Genomic DNA, 17,714 nt, shown 5'->3' with positions numbered 1-17,714 from the left:
GGAGCCCCGCATGACCCGGATGCCACATGTTGTACCGAAGCTCGGCTTGCTTTGCATTGCGCTGGGCGCCACATCCGTGAGCGCCCAGACGCGCGGTGTTACACCGCCCACCAGCGGCCAGATACTGCAACAGAACCAACCACAGAATGTCCCCATCCCGTCGTCCAATCTCAATCTGAACGTACAACGTGCGCCTCGCAACAAGGCGGCCAGTAACGAAACTTTCCTGGTGCGGCAAATCGAAATTACCGGCAACACCTTGTTACCCACCGCGCAGCTGCATGCACTGGTTGCATCCGAGGAGGGCAAGAACCTTTCTCTGGACGATCTGGACGCCCTGGCCGATCGCATTACCCAGAGCTATCACGACCACGGTTACCCGCTGGATTTGGCGTACGTGCCCGCTCAGACGCTTCAAAACGGGGTTGTGCGCATCGCGGTCGTCGAAGCTCATTACGGCAATGTCGTACTGCAAAATCAAAGCGCGGTGGCCGATCATGTACTCAATGCCACGCTCGCGCCGCTGCAATCGGCGCAGGCGATTACCGACTATTCGCTGGAAAGAAGCCTGCTTTTGCTCACCGACGTGCCGGGCGCCGCGGTCAGTTCTGTCATGCGGCCGGGTACGGAAGTTGGTACGTCCGATCTCGTCGTGAACGTAACGTCCGCGCCGCGCTATACCGGCACACTGGGGCTGGACGACTACGGCAACCGCTACACCGATCGCGTGCGGTTAAGTGGTTCGTTTGCGGTAAACGGTCTGTTCCATCAAGGCGACGTGCTGGACTTCAGCGGTGTCAGCTCCGGTGCGGGCATGAACTATGGCCGCGTGGGTTATCGGTACCTTCTGGACGGGCAGGGTACGGTGCTGGGGTTGGCCGCGACCGACCTCGACTACAAGCTGGGAAACGGTCTTTCCGATTTGCATGCGCACGGCAAGGCACAAGTGTCGAGCGTGAACCTGTCACAGCCTTTTATCCGCAATACGCGCGGCAACCTGTACGCGCAGATCGAATTCGATCACAAGCGATTGCGTGACGATATCGATGTGGCCGACATCGAAACAAATCGCCACTCCAATTCATGGACGGCAACTGTGGCAGGCGACCAGCGTGATTCGACCGGTGTGACCAATTTCAATATCAGCGGCACGTACGGTCGTCTGTATTTCAACAACCTTTATGCGGAATTCATCGATTACATTGGTGCGCGCACCGCGGGCAGTTACACCAAGTTCGATTACTCCGTCTCACGCCTGCAGCAATTGGACACCGTCAACGCGCTCTACTTTGGCTTTTCCGGACAGATCGCCAACAAAAATCTCGATACGTCCGAACAGTTCTACCTCGGCGGCCCCAATACCGTGCGTGGTTATGACGTCGGTGCCGTATCTGGCGCAGAAGGCAATCTGGCGACGATCGAGTATCGCCATGACTTCACGTTCGCATTGATGCCAGGCCCTTGGCAGGCATCGATATTCGTCGACAGCGGCCACGTGCAGGCTTACAAGCAACCGTTTTTTCCAGGCCAAAACAGCGCACGTCTCAACAGTGCCGGCATCGGGCTGCATTGGGTGGCGCCGGACGATTGGGTGATAAGCACCAGCGTCGCTGCGCCGGTAGGCAATCGGCCGGTTCTGGTCGGAGACAATTCCAGCAGATCCGCGCGATTCTGGTTTCAGGTGCAGAAAGGGTTCTACTGACCGCGCTCGTTCTAGCACATCGCCGTGCCACCTTCATCGAAAGTGGCACGGCGTTCTCATGCGCTTACATCAATTCGATCCACGCAGCGCTGTGAATCCAGAATTGCTCGCGCGATTGAATCCAGCCGGCGGCATCTTCGTAAACCAACCACGCGTTGAGTACATCGACAAGATCCTGATCGGTGCGGCGCAGGCCAAATGCGTGCGCGGTCTTGCCATACGCGCTCACGTCGAGCGTGCGCAGCTGATCCTGGTAGGAGTGGGCGAGGGCGTCCGGTAGTGGTTGCTCGGCGATCAGGCCATCCAGCGTACCGTTGCGCAGGTCTTGAATCGCTTTGCTCTCGTCGTTGATTTCCACCAGTTCGCTATTGCCGAGATATTCCTTGGCCGTCGATGCCGTGACAGTACCGGACAGCACGGCAACGCGGTGTTTGCCCGTACCGGTTTCAAGGGTGAGCAGGTCATCCTTGCCCAGCGATTTGCGATTGACGACCAAACCTAATGCAAAGCTTGCATAAGGCTGCGTGTATTTCAGTAACGCCGCACGCTGAGGCGTGACGCTGAGGCCGGCGGCAATTACGTCGAATTTGCCGGCGCGAAGGTCGTCGATAGCGGTCGACCACGTCGTCGGTACGAACTCAACCTTCCAGCGCATGTCCTGTGCAAATTGTTGCATCAGGTCGATATCCAGGCCGATCCACTGATCGTTCTTGTCGTGCAACACCCAAGGCGCGTTGACCGCAACCCCGACGCGTATCGATCCGCGCTTCTGGATGGTCGACAAGGTGTCGCTCGACGGCTGCGAGACGTGTGCCGTCTTGGCCGAAACGTTGGAAATCACGGGTGTCTGAAGGAACACAGCAACCACTGCAAGAAGTGCCAGACAGCCCATTACTCGAAGCAATCGCATGTCTATCCCCTTTGTCGGTGTCAATCCCTGGGTCGATCTTCGGACTTTGGGCGGCTCGGGCGCAAGTCCTTGCAAAGATCACTCGCCGAATGCTGTACGAAGGCGTACCCTTGGGCGATGGGGAAGGCCGATCTTCGGTCATCACAACATGCTGCGTACTTAAATTTCACGCGCTGAAGTCTATTTTTTTTAACTCACAGCGCACCGTGCAGCGCGCCGTCCCCAGGCGTGCGATGAACGACAGGTATGGCAACTCGCCTGTCGGAAGGTGGTATCGAAAACCGGACGGGAGCAATGTTCAGGATCGACAAGCCATCTTTGCTGCAAACCGCTTTCCACACCCATCCGTCGGCTCGACATGCCGAGTCTGTGGCGGGCGAAGAAGCGATCGAGCCGACTCTGCGTGCGGAGCTTTTCAGTGCCGAACAGATGGAGCAGCACGGCATTGCGCTCGCCAAGCAGCACAAGCTCAGCCCACGCTCGTCGTCCGACCGTTTGCTCAAACGGCTCGACGAGAATGCAGCGGTGCTGTTGCAAGCATGCGAGGCGCTTACCTCCGCTGCCAAGAGCAATCGCCGCATTTCGCCTGCGGGCGAGTGGCTGCTGGATAACTACTATTTGATCGAAGAGCAGATTCGCATTACACAGCGGCATCTGCCCAAGAGCTATAACCGCGAGCTGCCCCGTCTTGCGCAAGACGATCCGGACGGCGTCCCGCGTGTCTACGTGCTTGCACTGGAAATCATCTCGCACGGCGATGGGCGCGTCGACGATGAAAGTCTCGGGCGCTTCATGGACGCCTATCAGACGGTGCAGCCGCTGACCATCGGCGAGCTGTGGGCGATTCCGATCATGCTTCGCCTTGCCTTGATCGAAAACCTGCGGCGTGCCGCTGCGCGCGTGCTGGCCGATTGGAATTATCGCGATCAGGCCAGCAAATGGGCGGATATCGTCACCGAGATCGCCGAGCGCGATCCGAAGAGTGTGGTCATCGGCGTTGCCGATATGGCCCGCTCGAAACCGCCCATGACCAGCGCTTTCGTGGCGGAACTCGCCCGACGCTTACAGGGCCAGAGCGCCGTGCTGGCGTTACCGCTTACTTGGGTGGAACAGCGTCTCGCGGAAACCGGCTCGAGTATCGAGCACGAGCTGCAACTTGAAGCGCAGGAGCAGGCTGCCAATCAAGTATCGATAGGCAATAGCATCACCAGCCTTCGCCACCTTGGTGCGATCGATTGGCACACCTTCGTCGAGCGGTTGAGCGTTGTCGAGCAAACCTTGCGGAAAGACCCCGCGGGCATTTACGAGGATATGGATTTCGCAACCCGCGACCAATATCGCCACGTAGTGGAGCGCCTGGCACGTTCCAGCAATCGCAACGAGGTTGAAGTCGCCAAGGTTGCGCTTGAGCTCGCGCACAACTGCGCATCAAGTAGCGCTGTGCCTGGTATCGGTGCCCATGTGGGCTACTACCTGGTCGATAAGGGCCTTCCTATTCTGGAAAGGGAGGCAGGCTATCGCCATCACACGCTGATGAGCATGCGCCGCGCATTCTTCAGCATTCCGCTGCTGCTGTATGTCGGTATGATTGTGGTGCTGACACTGGCATTTACCGCGCCCATTCTTCGTGTGGCGGCACAGAACGACTTTCCTCTTTGGGGACTGATCCTGCTTGTCGTGCCAACCCTGCTGGCGACGAGCCAGTTCGCGTTGGGTCTAGTGAACTGGGTTGTGACCGTCACGACAACATCGGCGATGTTGCCGCGCATGGATTATTCGCACGGCGTTCCGGAAGCGGGGCGAACATTGGTTGTCGTGCCCACATTGCTTGGAAACACCCAAGATGTGGAAGACATGGTGGAAACGCTGGAAGTGCATTTCCTCGCCAACCGCGACGAACATATTCACTTTGCGCTGCTCAGCGACTACAAGGACGCCGCTTCGGAGCATGCGGAGGGCGACGAAGAGTTACTGGAGCTGGCTCGGCATCACATCGAATTGCTCAATGCGAAATATGCGCCAGGGTCCGGCGATCGCTTTTATTTTCTGCATCGCCCACGCCGCTTTAACGCCGCCGACAAGATCTGGATGGGGCATGAGCGCAAACGCGGAAAGCTGACCGATCTCAATAATCTTCTCAGCACGGGTGACGCGTCGCCATTCGAAGAGACGATCGGGCCGGTGGACGTCTTACGCAAAGTGAAATACGTCATCACGCTCGATGCCGATACCCAGTTGCCTCGCGATGCTGCGCAAGAATTCATCGGCACGATGATGCATCCGCTCAATCGGCCGATCTACAGCAAGAAGAAAGAGCATATGGTGCGCGGCTACGGCATTCTTCAGCCGCGGCTCGGTATCAGCTTACCCAGTTCGGCGCGCTCCGGTTACGCGATGCTGTTCGGAAGCGAAGTCGGCATCGATCCTTACACGCGCATGGTATCCGACGTTTATCAGGACCTCTTCAATGAGGGTTCTTTCATTGGCAAGGGCATCTACGAAGTGGATGCCATCGTCAAGGCACTGGAAGATCGTTTCCCGGACAACACGATTCTCAGCCACGATTTGATCGAGGGTTGCTACGCCCGGTCCGGATTGCTGAGCGATCTTCTGCTTTATGAAGAATATCCTTCCGGCTATATCAGCGATTACCAGCGGCGTCATCGTTGGATTCGCGGCGACTGGCAATTGTTGCCATGGATGTGGCCGCGCGTTCCTACGCCGGAAGGGCACTGGAAACCGAACACGCTAAGCCACCTGTCGCGGTGGAAGATTTTCGACAATCTGCGCCGCAGTCTTGTCGCGCCATCCTTCGTCGCATTGTTTCTGGTGGCATGGCTCTGCTTTGCGCAGCCGATAACCTGGACGGTGGCGATTCTCGCGCTGCTGTTCACGCTGCCGCTGCTTTCATCGCTATTGGCGATTGTGCAAAAGCCCTACGACATCTCCATGCGTTCGCATCTGCAGGTGGCGATGATTTCTACCGGCCAGCATTTCATGCGCGCGGCGTTCGGTCTGATGACGTTGCCGCACGAAGCGTATTACAGCCTGGATGCGATCCTTCGGACTCTGTGGCGGATGTTGGTCAGCCGTCGCAACTTGCTCCAGTGGCGAACATCGCGCGATGTGGAGCGAGCCGCCGACTCCTCCATGTCGCGCATCTATCGCGTGATGTGGATCAACCCCGCGCTGGCCGTTGCGGCCGGAGTGGCGATATGGCATCTGCGACACAACCACACACATGCGTGGGCGCCTGCAGCATTGATCGTGCTGCTTTGGCTGGTGGCCCCCGCGCTCGTACGCTGGTCCAGCGAGCAGCGCAGAGAAGTGGTGTTCACACCATCGGGCAAGCAGCTGCAGTTTCTGCGGGGTTTGTCGAGACGAATCTGGGCCTTCTTCGAAACGTATGTGGGAGCGGAGGACAACTGGCTTCCGCCCGACAACATGCAGGAAGTTCCCACCAGCGTCGTCGCACACCGGACGTCGCCTACCAATATTGGCCTGGGCTTGCTGTCTTGTCTCGCCGCGCACGATTTTGGCTTTATCACTACAGGAAGATTGCTCGATCGCGTCAACAAGACGCTGCAGACGTTGCAGGGCATGGAGCGTTATCGCGGCCATTTTTACAACTGGTATGACACGACCACTGCACGACCACTGGCACCGCATTACATTTCATCGGTGGACAGCGGAAATCTCGCTGCGCACTTATTGACGCTTCGCCCCGGCTTGCTCGCATTGCTCGATGCACCGATGTTCGAGGTGAGCCTGTTGGAAGGGTTGCGCGATACATTGACTATCTTGCGTGAAGTGGCGCCAGGTGGACGTTCCAATAGCGCACTCACGAGCCTTCGCACCCACGTGCTGGAAACGCTGGAAAACCCGCCGCATTCGCTGGAACGCATGGCCGCGTACGTGCTGGAATTCCAAGCGAAGGCGGAGGAACTGCGGCCGCAGCTTCAAGGCGACGAAACATCCGAAACGCACTTTTGGTACGAGCGGTTGCGCGAACAAGTCCTGGACATAAGGCAGGAGATGGACCTTGCGCTTGCCTGGACGACAGATTATCCAGAACTGCCGGACATTCCCACGTTGCGTCAGGTGCTGATGGCGGCAAACTCAGGTACCAATGATGAATCGGCGGGCCCCTCCGCTCGTCGCGAACTCATCATGCATCTGGCATCGGTAGTTTCCGATCTGGCTGTGATGGACTTTGGCTTTCTGTACGACCACCGCAAGAAACTATTGTCGATCGGTTATAACGTGGATGAGCGTCGTCTCGATGCGGGTTGCTACGACCTGCTCGCATCGGAAGCGCGCCTCGCATGCTACGTCGCCATTGCGCAGGGCCAGCTGCCGCAGGAGGGGTGGTTCGCCCTCGGCCGTTTGCTGACGACAACCGGCGGCGAGCCCGTACTCCTGTCGTGGTCAGGCTCGATGTTCGAATACCTGATGCCGACCCTGGTCATGCCTAGCTATGAGGGCACGCTGCTTGATCGCACCTGCCGCGCCGCCGTCGACCGGCAGATCGAATACGGGACGCAGACGGGCGTGCCCTGGGGTGTTTCCGAATCGGGCTACAACACCGTCGACGTGCATCTCAATTATCAGTATCGCGCGTTTGGCGTTCCGGGCCTTGGCTTGAAGCGTGGGCTCGGCGAAGACATTGTCATTGCCCCATATGCCACAGTCATGGCGCTGATGGTGGCGCCTTCATATGCTTGTTCCAACCTCGAGCGGTTGTTATCCGAAGGGAGGTTAGGGCGATTCGGTTTCTACGAGGCCATCGATTACACACCGGCACGCGTGCCACACGGGCAGACATCGGTAGTGGTTTGCTCGTTCATGGCGCACCACCAGGGCATGAGCTTGTTGTCGCTCGCTTACATGCTGCTGGATCAGCCGATGCAGAAACGTTTCGACACTGATCCTCAATTCCGCGCGAATGCGCTGCTGTTGCAAGAACGTGTTCCGAAAGCAGCGTCTGAATATCTGCGCGCCACCGGCCTGCACATGATGAACCCCGTGAATACTTCAGCCGATACGACGCTACGCGTCTTCGCCGATCCCAACATGCCACGACCCGCCGTGCAGCTGCTGTCGAATGGCCGTTACCACGTGATGGTGAGCAGTTCCGGTGCCGGTTACAGCCGTTGCCGCGATCTCGCGATCAATCGATGGCACGAAGACATCACCAGCGATAACTGGGGTCAGTTCTGCTATTTACGCGATGTGGAAAGCGGAGAATTCTGGTCGACAACGTATCAGCCGACGCTAGCGAAGCCGGATCACTTCGAGGCGATCTTCTCCGACGCCCGTGCGGAATTCCGTGTACGTATGGAGAATTACGATGCGCATACGGAAATTGTGGTCTCACCTGAAGACGACATCGAGCTGCGCCGCGTTCGGCTGACCAATCGTGGACGAAAGCCGCGTACCATCGAAATCACGACCTATGCTGAGCTTGTCATCGCGCCGGCGAGTGCCGATGCGGCGCATCCTGCATTCAGCAACCTATTTGTCGAAACCGAATGGATCGAGTCGGCACAGGCGCTTATCGGTACGCGCCGGCCGCGTTCCAATGACGAGCGCGTGCCATGGATGTGCCATGTGATGACGGTGCACGATGCGCATGTCGACCTCATTTCGTATGAGACGGACCGCGCAAAGTTTATCGGCCGGGGCCGGAGTATCGCCAAGCCAATCGCGTTGGGCCGCTTGCCGTCGCATGATGCGCTTTCCAATACCGTCGGTCCTGTGCTCGATCCGATCATTGCCATTCGCGCGCGCATTACATTGCCGCCGGAACATTCTGCGACGGTCGATATCGTCACGGGTATGGCCGACAATCGCGATGCGTGCCAACACCTTGCCGAGAAATATCGCGATCGCCATCTGGCCGATCGTGTGTTCGATCTCGCCTGGACGCATAGTCAGGTACTACTGCAGCAGTTGAATGCCACGCATGCCGATGCGCGCCTCTACGAACGCATGGCCGCTTCCATTCTTTACGCCAACACTTTGCTGCGCGCCGAAGCGAGCGTGCTGATCGCCAATCAGCGCGGTCAATCCGGCCTGTGGGGGCAGTCCATTTCCGGCGATTTGCCGATCGTCCTCTTGCGTATCGGCGACACCGCCAATATCGACATCGTGCGGCAACTGGTGCAAGCGCATGCGTATTGGCGTCTGAAGGGACTCTCGGTCGATCTGGTGATCTGGAACGAGGATCTGGCCGGCTATCGTCAGCAGCTGCAGGATCTCATTCTCGGCCTTATCGCATCGGGCACCGAAGCCAATCTCGTTGATCGCCCGGGCGGCATTTTTGTACGCCCGTCGCAACAGCTATCGGTCGAAGATCGCGTACTGGTGCAATCCGTTGCGCGCATCGTCCTTTACGATAACCGCGGCACGCTGGCCGAGCAGATCGAACGTCGCCGCGTGGAGTCGCAACTGCCACGTCTTACGATTTCACGCACGCCGCGTGCCGAGCAGGCAGCAGCGCAAGATGAGACGCAAGCGCTGCTCGAAACACTGGAGTTGAGTAATCGGTATGGTGGCTTTACGGCCGACAAAACCGAGTACGTCATCGCGTTGCAACCTGGTCGTCCGACGCCCGCACCGTGGGTCAATGTGCTGGCCAATCCTGATTTCGGCTGTGTGATTTCCGAAGCGGGAAGCTCCTATACATGGGCGGAAAACTCGCACGAATTCAGGCTGACGCCGTGGGACAACGACCCCATCCGCGATACCTGCGGCGAAGCCATCTATCTGCGCGATGAGGAAAACGGTCACTATTGGTCGCCGACGCCGTTACCGCATCGTGGAAAAGGCACGTACATCACGCGCCACGGTTTTGGCTACTCGGTTTACGAGCACATCGAAGACGGCATTCATTCCGAGCTTTGGGTGTATGTCGCCTTGCACGCGCCGATCAAGTTCTCGGTGCTGCGTGTCCACAACCGGTCCGGTCGCGCGCGGCGCTTGTCCGCGACGGGTTACGTGGAATGGGTGTTGGGCGATCTGCGCACGAAGTATGCGATGCATATCGTTTCCGAATCCGATCCCGTCACCGGTGCGTTGTTGGCGCGCAACGCCTACAACACCGATTTCCAGGGTAGGGTGGCGTTTTTCGATACGGATGCGACTACGCGCAGTGTTACCGGCGATCGCACCGAATTTCTCGGCCGAAACGGTAGTCTGCGCAGCCCGGAGGTGATGTCGCGCGCAGGGTTGTCCGGCCGGTTAGGTCCGGGGCTGGATCCGTGCGCAGCGATACAGGTGCCTTTCGAATTGGCCAAAGACGATACGCGAGAGGTGATCTTCCGCCTCGGCGCCGCGCACGATGCCAAGGGTGCCACGGACCTTGCCAAGCGTTATCGCGGTTCGTCCTCGGCTAGCGTGACGCTGGAAGAAGTGCGCATGCATTGGCGCTGGACGCTTGGCAAGGTGCAGGTCAGCACACCCGATCCGTCCGTCAATGCGTTGGCGAATGGCTGGTTGATGTATCAGATCATCGCAGCACGCTTCTGGGGTCGCAGCGGCTACTACCAATCGGGTGGTGCGTTCGGCTTCCGCGATCAATTGCAGGATACGATGGCGATGGTCCATGCCAGCCCGTACAACGCGCGGCAGTATCTGTTGGTAAGTGCCGCGCATCAATTCCTCGAAGGTGACGTGCAGCATTGGTGGCACCCGCCATCGGATCGTGGCGTGCGTACGCATTGCTCCGACGATTATCTGTGGCTGCCGCTCGCCACCAGCCGTTACGTGCACATCACCGCCGATACGGGGGTGATGGATGAGCGCGTCGGTTTTATCGAAGGACGCCCCGTCAAACCGGACGAAGAATCGTATTACGACTTGCCCGTGCGCTCGGAACAGAGTGCGACACTGTATGACCACTGCGTTCGCGCTATCGAAAAAAGCATGGCCCGCGGCCCGCACGGCTTGCCATTGATCGGTACGGGCGACTGGAACGACGGCATGAATCGTGTCGGCGAGAAAGGCACCGGCGAAAGCATCTGGTTGGGTTTCTTCCTCCACGACGTGTTGACCTCGTTTGTGGAAACAGCGCGTCGCCATCAAGACGAGGCGTTTGCAAAGCGCTGCGAGGACGAAGCGAAGAAGCTTTCGGCCAGCCTGGAAGAGCATGGCTGGGATGGCGAATGGTTCCGCCGCGCGTACTTCGATGACGGAACGCCGCTGGGTTCCAAGCAAAACCAGGAATGCACCATCGACTCCATTGCACAGAGTTGGTCCGTGCTGTCCAACGCCGTGTCGAAGGAGCGGCAACAACAAGCGATGGAGTCGTTGGACAAGCATCTGGTGAAACGCGAAGCAAGCCTCATCCAGCTGCTCGATCCGCCGTTCGATAAGGCGCCCTTGGACCCGGGCTATATCAAAGGCTATGTGCCGGGCGTCCGCGAAAACGGCGGTCAATACACGCATGCGGCGGTGTGGGCAACGATGGCGTTTGCCACCATGGGCGATGCACGCCGCGCATGGGAACTGTTGCACATGATCAGCCCAATCACGCACGGAAGCGGCGAAAACATCGATGTTTACAAAGTCGAACCGTATGTGATGGCCGCCGATGTCTATTTTGGCAAACCGCATCAGGGACGTGGCGGCTGGACGTGGTACACCGGTTCGGCCGGCTGGATGTATCGCCTGATCATGGAATCCCTGCTGGGCCTGCGCGTGGAGGGCGAGGTTCTGTACATCGAACCGGTTCTTCCGCCAGACTGGAAGGGCTACAGCTTGAGTTACCGGCACCGTGAGACGGATTATCAGATCACGGTGCACGCGTCATCGGAAGAATCAGGTGCGCGCCGTATTCTGCTCAATGGCGAACTCATCAACCATGATCGCTTGCCGTTGGTTGACGACGGTGGCGAACATCGCGTCGACATTCATTTGTAGATCAATTTATGAACACATCTACCATCTTTCTGCTGGACGTCGATAACACGCTGCTCGATAACGATCGTTTCGCGTCAGATCTTCGTGCGCAAATGAAGGAGTTGTTCGGGCAGGACGAATGCGACCGTTACTGGTCGCTCTACGAACAACTGCGCGACACCGTGGGTTACGCGGATTACCTCGGCGCACTCCAGCACTTCCGCCGCGAGAACGACGACCGTCCAGGCTTGCTGGCGATGTCATCGTGGCTGTTCCACTATCCGTTCGAGAAGCTGGTTTTTCCAGAGGCTTTGTCGATCATCAAACATCTAAACACGCTGGGAAAAGCGGTCGTCCTGTCCGATGGCGATATTGTGTTTCAGCCACACAAGGTCGAACGCGCCGGCATCTACGAAGTGATACGTGGCGAGGTGCTGATCTTCGTGCACAAGGATCATGCGCTCGGCGTCGTGCAAGCACGCTACCCGGCAGGCCACTATGTGATGGTGGACGACAAACCCAATCTGTTGGCTGCGATGAAACGTCAAATGGGTGGCCGGCTCACTACGGTGTTCGTGCAACAAGGACACTATGCGGCGCAGGCCGACATGGCGACCATCCAGCCAGCGCCGGACCACACCATTTCGCGCATCGCCGAGTTATCGGGACTTGCGCCCCGGCTGGTGCGTACACCCATGACACCGGCCGCCTGAACAGACAACGACTGTTTCCGGTTTTGCACACGCATACCTAACAGCGTTTCGCAGGCCATCGCTCATAATGAGCGGACCCATGGATGCCTGAGGACAGCACGTGAACGCGAAGGTCGACAAGAACGCGGGGAAAGTTGCCCCTTCATCCATGCTGGTCGATGTGCGCAAGTTGCTCGATGCCTACGTCGAGTTGCGCCCGGACCCGTCGGAACCCTCGCAGCGCGTGGCATTCGGCACGTCCGGTCATCGCGGTTCATCATTCGAACGCAGTTTCAACGAGTGGCATGTGCTGGCCATCAGCCAGGCGATCTGCGATTACCGACAGCACAAGGGAATTACGGGGCCGCTTTTCATCGGCATCGACACGCACGCGCTGTCGCGTCCGGCATTCGAGAGTGCGCTGGAAGTGCTGGTCGCCAACGATGTCCCGGTGATGATCTCGGCGGGCGACGAATATACGCCCACGCCGGCGGTGTCGCACGCCATCCTCGTCTACAACCGCGGCCGCAAGGAAGGTCTGGCCGACGGCATCGTTGTTACGCCATCGCACAATCCTCCTGATAATGGCGGCTTCAAGTACAACCCACCCAATGGTGGCCCTGCAGACACCGATGTGACGGGCTGGATTCAGCAGCGCGCGAATGCTTTCCTGGAGAAGAAATTAGAAGGCGTCAAGCGCATCGACTTTGCAAAAGCACGCCACGCGAGCATCGTGAAGGAACACGATTACCTCACGCACTATGTCGACGATCTCGCCAACATCATCGACTTCGATGTCATTCGAAATGCGGGCGTGCATATGGGTGTCGATCCGCTGGGTGGCGCGGGCGTGCATTACTGGAGGCCGATTGCTGAGCGCTACGGCATCGATCTGACGGTGGTTAGCGAAACGGTCGATCCGACTTTCAGTTTCATGACGGTCGATTGGGATGGAAAGATCCGCATGGATCCTTCATCGCCCTACGCGATGCAACGCTTGATTGGACTGAAAAACGACTACGACGTCGCGTTTGCATGCGATACCGATCATGATCGCCATGGCGTGGTATCGCGCAGCAGCGGCTTGATGCTGCCGAACAACTATCTATCCGTACTGGTCGACTATTTGTTCCGGCATCGTCCGCATTGGAGCAAACAGGCGGGTGTCGGCAAGACTGTCGTCAGCACGTCGCTGATCGACCGCGTGGCGAAGCGTTTGGATCGCAAGCTTTATGAAGTACCTGTCGGGTTCAAGTGGTTTTCCGACGGTCTGTTCGACGGTTCGCTTGGTTTTGGCTGCGAAGAAAGTGCAGGTGCTTCGTTGTTGCGCCACGATGGACGTGTCTGGACCACTGACAAGGACGGCATCGTTCCCGCTTTGCTTTCCGCTGAAATGACGGCACGCGAAGGGAAAGATCCCGGACAGCTGTTTGTCGAATTGACACAGACGCTGGGCAAGCCTTACTCCGATCGCATCGACGCACCGGCGAACGCACAGCAAAAAGCAAAATTGTCGAAGCTTTCGCCCGATCAGCTGCATATCAAGGATTTGGCGGGTGAGAAGATCGAACAGGTGCTCGATCATGCGCCTGGCAACAATGCTGCGATTGGCGGGATCAAGGTAATCGCTGCCAGCGGCTGGTTTGCTGCGCGTCCCTCAGGTACGGAGGAGATCTATAAGATCTACGCCGAAAGCTTCAAGGATGAGGCGCATCTCAAGGCGCTGTTGGACGAGGCGCAGAAGATTGTCGATGCTGCGCTAGGCAGCTGATTCCTCGGATAGCCATCCGCCGCTGAAGCCGGCCTTGCGAAGGCCGGCGGTAATGCACGGCACCCCGCGCATCAGTTGCCACAGCATGCCGGTGTGATAGTTCTCGATCATCGTCACGATGGGGCCGATGTTCAGTCCGCAGTGCCATTTTGATTTCCAGCCGCACGGACTGCCCGGCTCGCCGAACGTCGGATTGAACGTGGAGCGAAAACCGTAGCGATGCACATCGTGCAGGTTGAGCTTGTGCACGTAGTAATGCACGGCAGGCTCGACGATGTCGGGCGCAAAGGGCAGGGATGTGGCGACGGACCATGGTGCGAGCGTACCGTCGTCCACGCCGTAAGGCGCACCACGTCCGACGTAATCGAAGAACTCCCGCTTGATGCCGTCGATGACGCGTGTCGCAGGTCCTGGGCCGTCGCTTGCCGTAATACCCCAGCAATGCGAGCCGTATCCCTTGAAGCCCAGTGGATTATCGATGGCGTATTCGCGATGAATGCGTGTGGCGCGCCGGCTGTTCTCGAAATAGTCGATGCCGTGCTCGCGCATGAATTCGTCCTGGATGCCTTTCAGGTCCAGCCACACATGCGAAAGGTGGTGTGTAAACAGTGGTGCGGAGTAGAGGTACTCGATGTCGTAGCATTTCTTCCAGCTGAAGGTGGAAGCCCAATGGGTGTACGCGTGAGGGGGCACCGGATGAGTCGGCGAGCCCAGCGCCAGCACGTGCAGCAGCAACGATTCGTCGTAGCCTTCCCAGTCGAAAGGTATAAAACCGCTTTCTGGCCTCCAGCCATGACGGATGCGATCCGCATCGTCCAGCAGCCAGTCCCATTCGACGCGCCGGTACAGCACGTCGGCCAGTTCGCGTATCTGGCGTTCTTCCGAAGTGTCGTCCTGAAAGTAGGCGGCGGCAGCGAGCATGCCGGCGATCAGAAAGGCCGTATCGACGCTGGACAATTCACATTGCCATGCGCGCTTGCCGGTTTTGTAGTCGAGGAAGTGGTAATAGAAACCGCGATAGCCGGTGGCGTCTTCCTCTTCCCCTTGATGACTAGCCTTGAAGAAGCGCAGCGTGGCGAGCGTTCGTTTTGCCGCCGTGCGCCGATCCATCATGGCGCGCTCGACCGCAATCGGATAGCAGGCGAGCGCCAAACCGGTTGCCGCAATGCTCGCCGGCCAATCGGGTGCATTCTTGTCCAGCACCAGGCCGTTGTCGGGGTTGGTCTCGTAGTCAAAGTACGCAAAGGCCGTACGTTGAATATGGCGGTGCAAACTGCTTTCGGCTGACTCGTTCAACGTGGCATTCCGATGGGTGTGTTTTCGCGCCGCATCTGCAGTGCAACAGTAGCCGACTGTTTCATGGCCGAAGTGGACCGCACGTCAAACACGGCACTTAAAGTAAATTCTACGAATTTATACTAATATAAATCATATGTTTATGTTGTTTATATAATGTAAATTCACCTCACGCAATCGAGACGAGGAGGCGCAAATCCGGTGATCGGCGTCTACTTCCCGACAGCGGAGACTGCGCTAAGCTCGGGCGAAAAACTGCCGCGCGGCACGGCGAGGGGAAGTCATGGCAACCGTGGAACTAAGGCCTGTCGTTCACGTCGATAACGAGTGGCGTCGCTGGATCGCCGAGAACCTGTTGCTCGATGGTCCGCCGCAGGGCATTTACGAGCAGATGCTCAATGCCGGTATCCCGCATGACGAAGCCGTGCATGAGTTGCAACAGGCGATGGCCAGTCCTTACATCGTCGGCGCGCAACGGCTGCGCAATCGCCTCGCCAAGCACGATTGGGTTTTAGACGCTCAGCGCCGCATGAATCGCCTGAGAGATGCCGAGGTGCCTCGCCGCCACAAGCTTTCGCGTGAAGAATTTCTCGACGCGTATTACACCGCCGGCCGCCCCGTCATCATCACGGGCATGATGGAAGACTGGCCTGCAATGACGAAGTGGAGCCTCGATTACTTCAAGGATCGCTGCGGCGATCGCGAGGTGGAGATCCAGTTCGGCCGCGACTCCGATGCGCAATACGAGCTACGCAAGACGGCGCATCGTAAAACGATGCCGTTTGGCGACTATGTCGAACTGGTACGCAACGCAGGCCGCAGCAACGATTTCTACATGACGGCCTATAACGAGGGAAAAAATCGCACGGCGCTGGCCGAGTTGTGGGACGACATCGTGCAGATTCCCGAATACCTGACCGGTGAAGGTGCGACACAAGGCTTTCTGTGGTTTGGACCACAAGGAACGGTCACCCCGTTCCATCACGATCTCACCAACAATTTCATGGCGCAGGTGATGGGGCGCAAGCGCGTCCTGTTGATGCCCGCCTGCGAGATCGCGCATGTCTACAATCATGAACATTGTTTTACGCACGTTGATGGTCGCCAGATCGATCTGGCGCGTTATCCGCGCATGGATGGCGTACAAGTACTTTCCTGCGTGCTGAATCCCGGGGAGGTGCTGTTCCTGCCGGTTGGGTGCTGGCACTTTGTGGAAGGTCTGGAGATGTCGGTGACGGTGTCGTTCACCAACTTCCTCTGGGATAACGATTTCACCGGCGAATACCCCCAGCAGCAGGCCTTCTAAAAGACGCACCAGAGAGGGATAGAAACATCGCGGCCAGCCCCCACATAGGGAGCTGGTCAACGAGTCTTCGCCATGATTCCCTTTTCTGTACTCGATCTCGCTCCCGTTACCGAAGGCAGCACACCGCAACAGGCTTTCGCCAACTCACTCGACCTGGCGCGCTGGGCCGAGCAGCTTGGCTACACGCGCTACTGGCTTGCCGAGCACCACAACATGCCAGGCATCGCGAGCGCGGCCACGGCGGTATTGATCGGACATATCGCAGGTGGAACGTCGCGCATCCGCGTTGGAGCGGGCGGTATCATGTTGCCCAACCATGCACCGTTGCAGGTGGCCGAACAGTTCGGAACGCTGGCGTCGCTGCATCCGGGTCGCATCGATCTGGGGCTGGGACGCGCGCCAGGAACGGATCAACCCACGGCGCGTGCGTTGCGTCGTTATTACGAGGGCGCCGAAACGTTTCCGAACGATGTGCAGGAGCTGCTCGCGTATTTCGAGCCCGCCGTGCCCGGACAGCCCGTTCGTGCCGTGCCGGGTGCTGGATTGGATGTGCCGGTGTGGTTGCTCGGCTCCAGCCTCTTCAGCGCGCAGCTTGCCGCCGCGTTGGGTCTGCCATTCGCCTTTGCCTCGCACTTCGCGCCCGACCAGATGGACGAAGCACTGAGGCTCTATCGGCGCGATTTCAAACCGTCCTCGCGCCTCAGTAAGCCTTACGCGATACTCGGCGTGAACGTTGTGGCCAGTGAAAGCGATGAACAAGCGAAGCGGTTGTTTACCACGCAGCAGCAGAGTTTTATCAACTTGCGCCGCGGCCGGCCTGGATTGATTCCGCCGCCTATCGACGACATCGAGACTTACTGGACGTCGACCGAAAAGTACGGCGTCGAACGTGCGCTGGCTTGCGCCGTCGTTGGCAATCCGGACACGGTGAGAGAAGGGCTGGCTGCGTTCATCGATCGCCATCAACCGGATGAATTGATGGTCACGGCGAACATCTTCGATCACGCCGCACGCAAGCGTTCCTTTGAACTGGCGATGCAGGCGCGTAGCGCGTTATCCGCTGCCGCCTGATTAAATTCCTCTGATCACTCAGCCGATGTCTGCCCATGCGGTGGCATCGGCTTCTTTACTTTCAG

General features: G+C 58.3%; 8 protein-coding genes. 6 read left to right on the top strand and 2 right to left on the bottom strand.

Going from position 1 to position 17,714, the window contains the following annotated elements; genetic code table 11:
* Positions 1 to 10: 10 nt before the first annotated feature.
* Positions 11 to 1,702, top strand: coding sequence for a ShlB/FhaC/HecB family hemolysin secretion/activation protein (locus EKH79_RS04265; RefSeq protein ID WP_233590179.1), 1,692 nt, complete (start codon positions 11 to 13; stop codon positions 1,700 to 1,702).
* A 64-nt stretch (positions 1,703 to 1,766) separates the two neighbouring features.
* Here EKH79_RS04265 and EKH79_RS04260 read toward each other — a convergent pair whose 3' ends face one another.
* Complete coding sequence (locus tag EKH79_RS04260; protein WP_126672553.1) at positions 1,767 to 2,612, bottom strand: substrate-binding periplasmic protein; 846 nt, start codon at positions 2,610 to 2,612, stop codon at positions 1,767 to 1,769.
* A 294-nt stretch (positions 2,613 to 2,906) separates the two neighbouring features.
* Here EKH79_RS04260 and EKH79_RS04255 point away from each other — a divergent pair, with 294 nt between their 5' ends.
* The 3 genes from EKH79_RS04255 to pgm all read left to right on the top strand — a co-directional run bounded on the left by EKH79_RS04255 (position 2,907) and on the right by pgm (position 13,976).
* Positions 2,907 to 11,534: a glycoside hydrolase family 94 protein gene (locus tag EKH79_RS04255; protein ID WP_126672552.1), complete on the top strand. Its 8,628-nt coding sequence runs from the start codon at positions 2,907 to 2,909 to the stop codon at positions 11,532 to 11,534.
* Between the two features lie 8 nt (positions 11,535 to 11,542).
* Entirely contained in the window at positions 11,543 to 12,226 is a 684-nt protein-coding gene (locus EKH79_RS04250; RefSeq protein WP_126672551.1) for an HAD family hydrolase, read from the top strand.
* Positions 12,227 to 12,326: 100 nt separating this feature from the next.
* Positions 12,327 to 13,976, top strand: coding sequence for a phosphoglucomutase (alpha-D-glucose-1,6-bisphosphate-dependent) (gene pgm / locus EKH79_RS04245; RefSeq protein WP_126672550.1), 1,650 nt, complete (start codon positions 12,327 to 12,329; stop codon positions 13,974 to 13,976).
* Here pgm and EKH79_RS04240 read toward each other — a convergent pair.
* Positions 13,965 to 15,272 (bottom strand): glucoamylase family protein, encoded by a 1,308-nt coding sequence (locus tag EKH79_RS04240; RefSeq protein ID WP_126672549.1) that lies wholly within the window; start codon positions 15,270 to 15,272, stop codon positions 13,965 to 13,967. The two genes, pgm and EKH79_RS04240, sit on opposite strands and share 12 nt — an antisense overlap.
* 283 nt (positions 15,273 to 15,555) lie before the next feature.
* Between EKH79_RS04240 and EKH79_RS04235 the strand changes: the two genes are divergently transcribed.
* A complete protein-coding gene (locus EKH79_RS04235; protein WP_126672548.1) occupies positions 15,556 to 16,578 on the top strand; it encodes a cupin-like domain-containing protein in 1,023 nt (340 codons plus the stop codon).
* Positions 16,579 to 16,650: 72 nt separating this feature from the next.
* The gene (locus tag EKH79_RS04230; RefSeq protein WP_126672547.1) at positions 16,651 to 17,649 is read left to right on the top strand and encodes an LLM class flavin-dependent oxidoreductase; all 999 of its coding nucleotides are present in this window, start codon (positions 16,651 to 16,653) and stop codon (positions 17,647 to 17,649) included.
* The last annotated feature ends 65 nt before the right edge of the window (positions 17,650 to 17,714 follow it).

The organism is Dyella dinghuensis (genome assembly GCF_003977615.1).
GTDB lineage: Bacteria > Pseudomonadota > Gammaproteobacteria > Xanthomonadales > Rhodanobacteraceae > Dyella_B > Dyella_B dinghuensis.
This window is presented reverse-complemented; position numbering and strand designations above follow the sequence as displayed.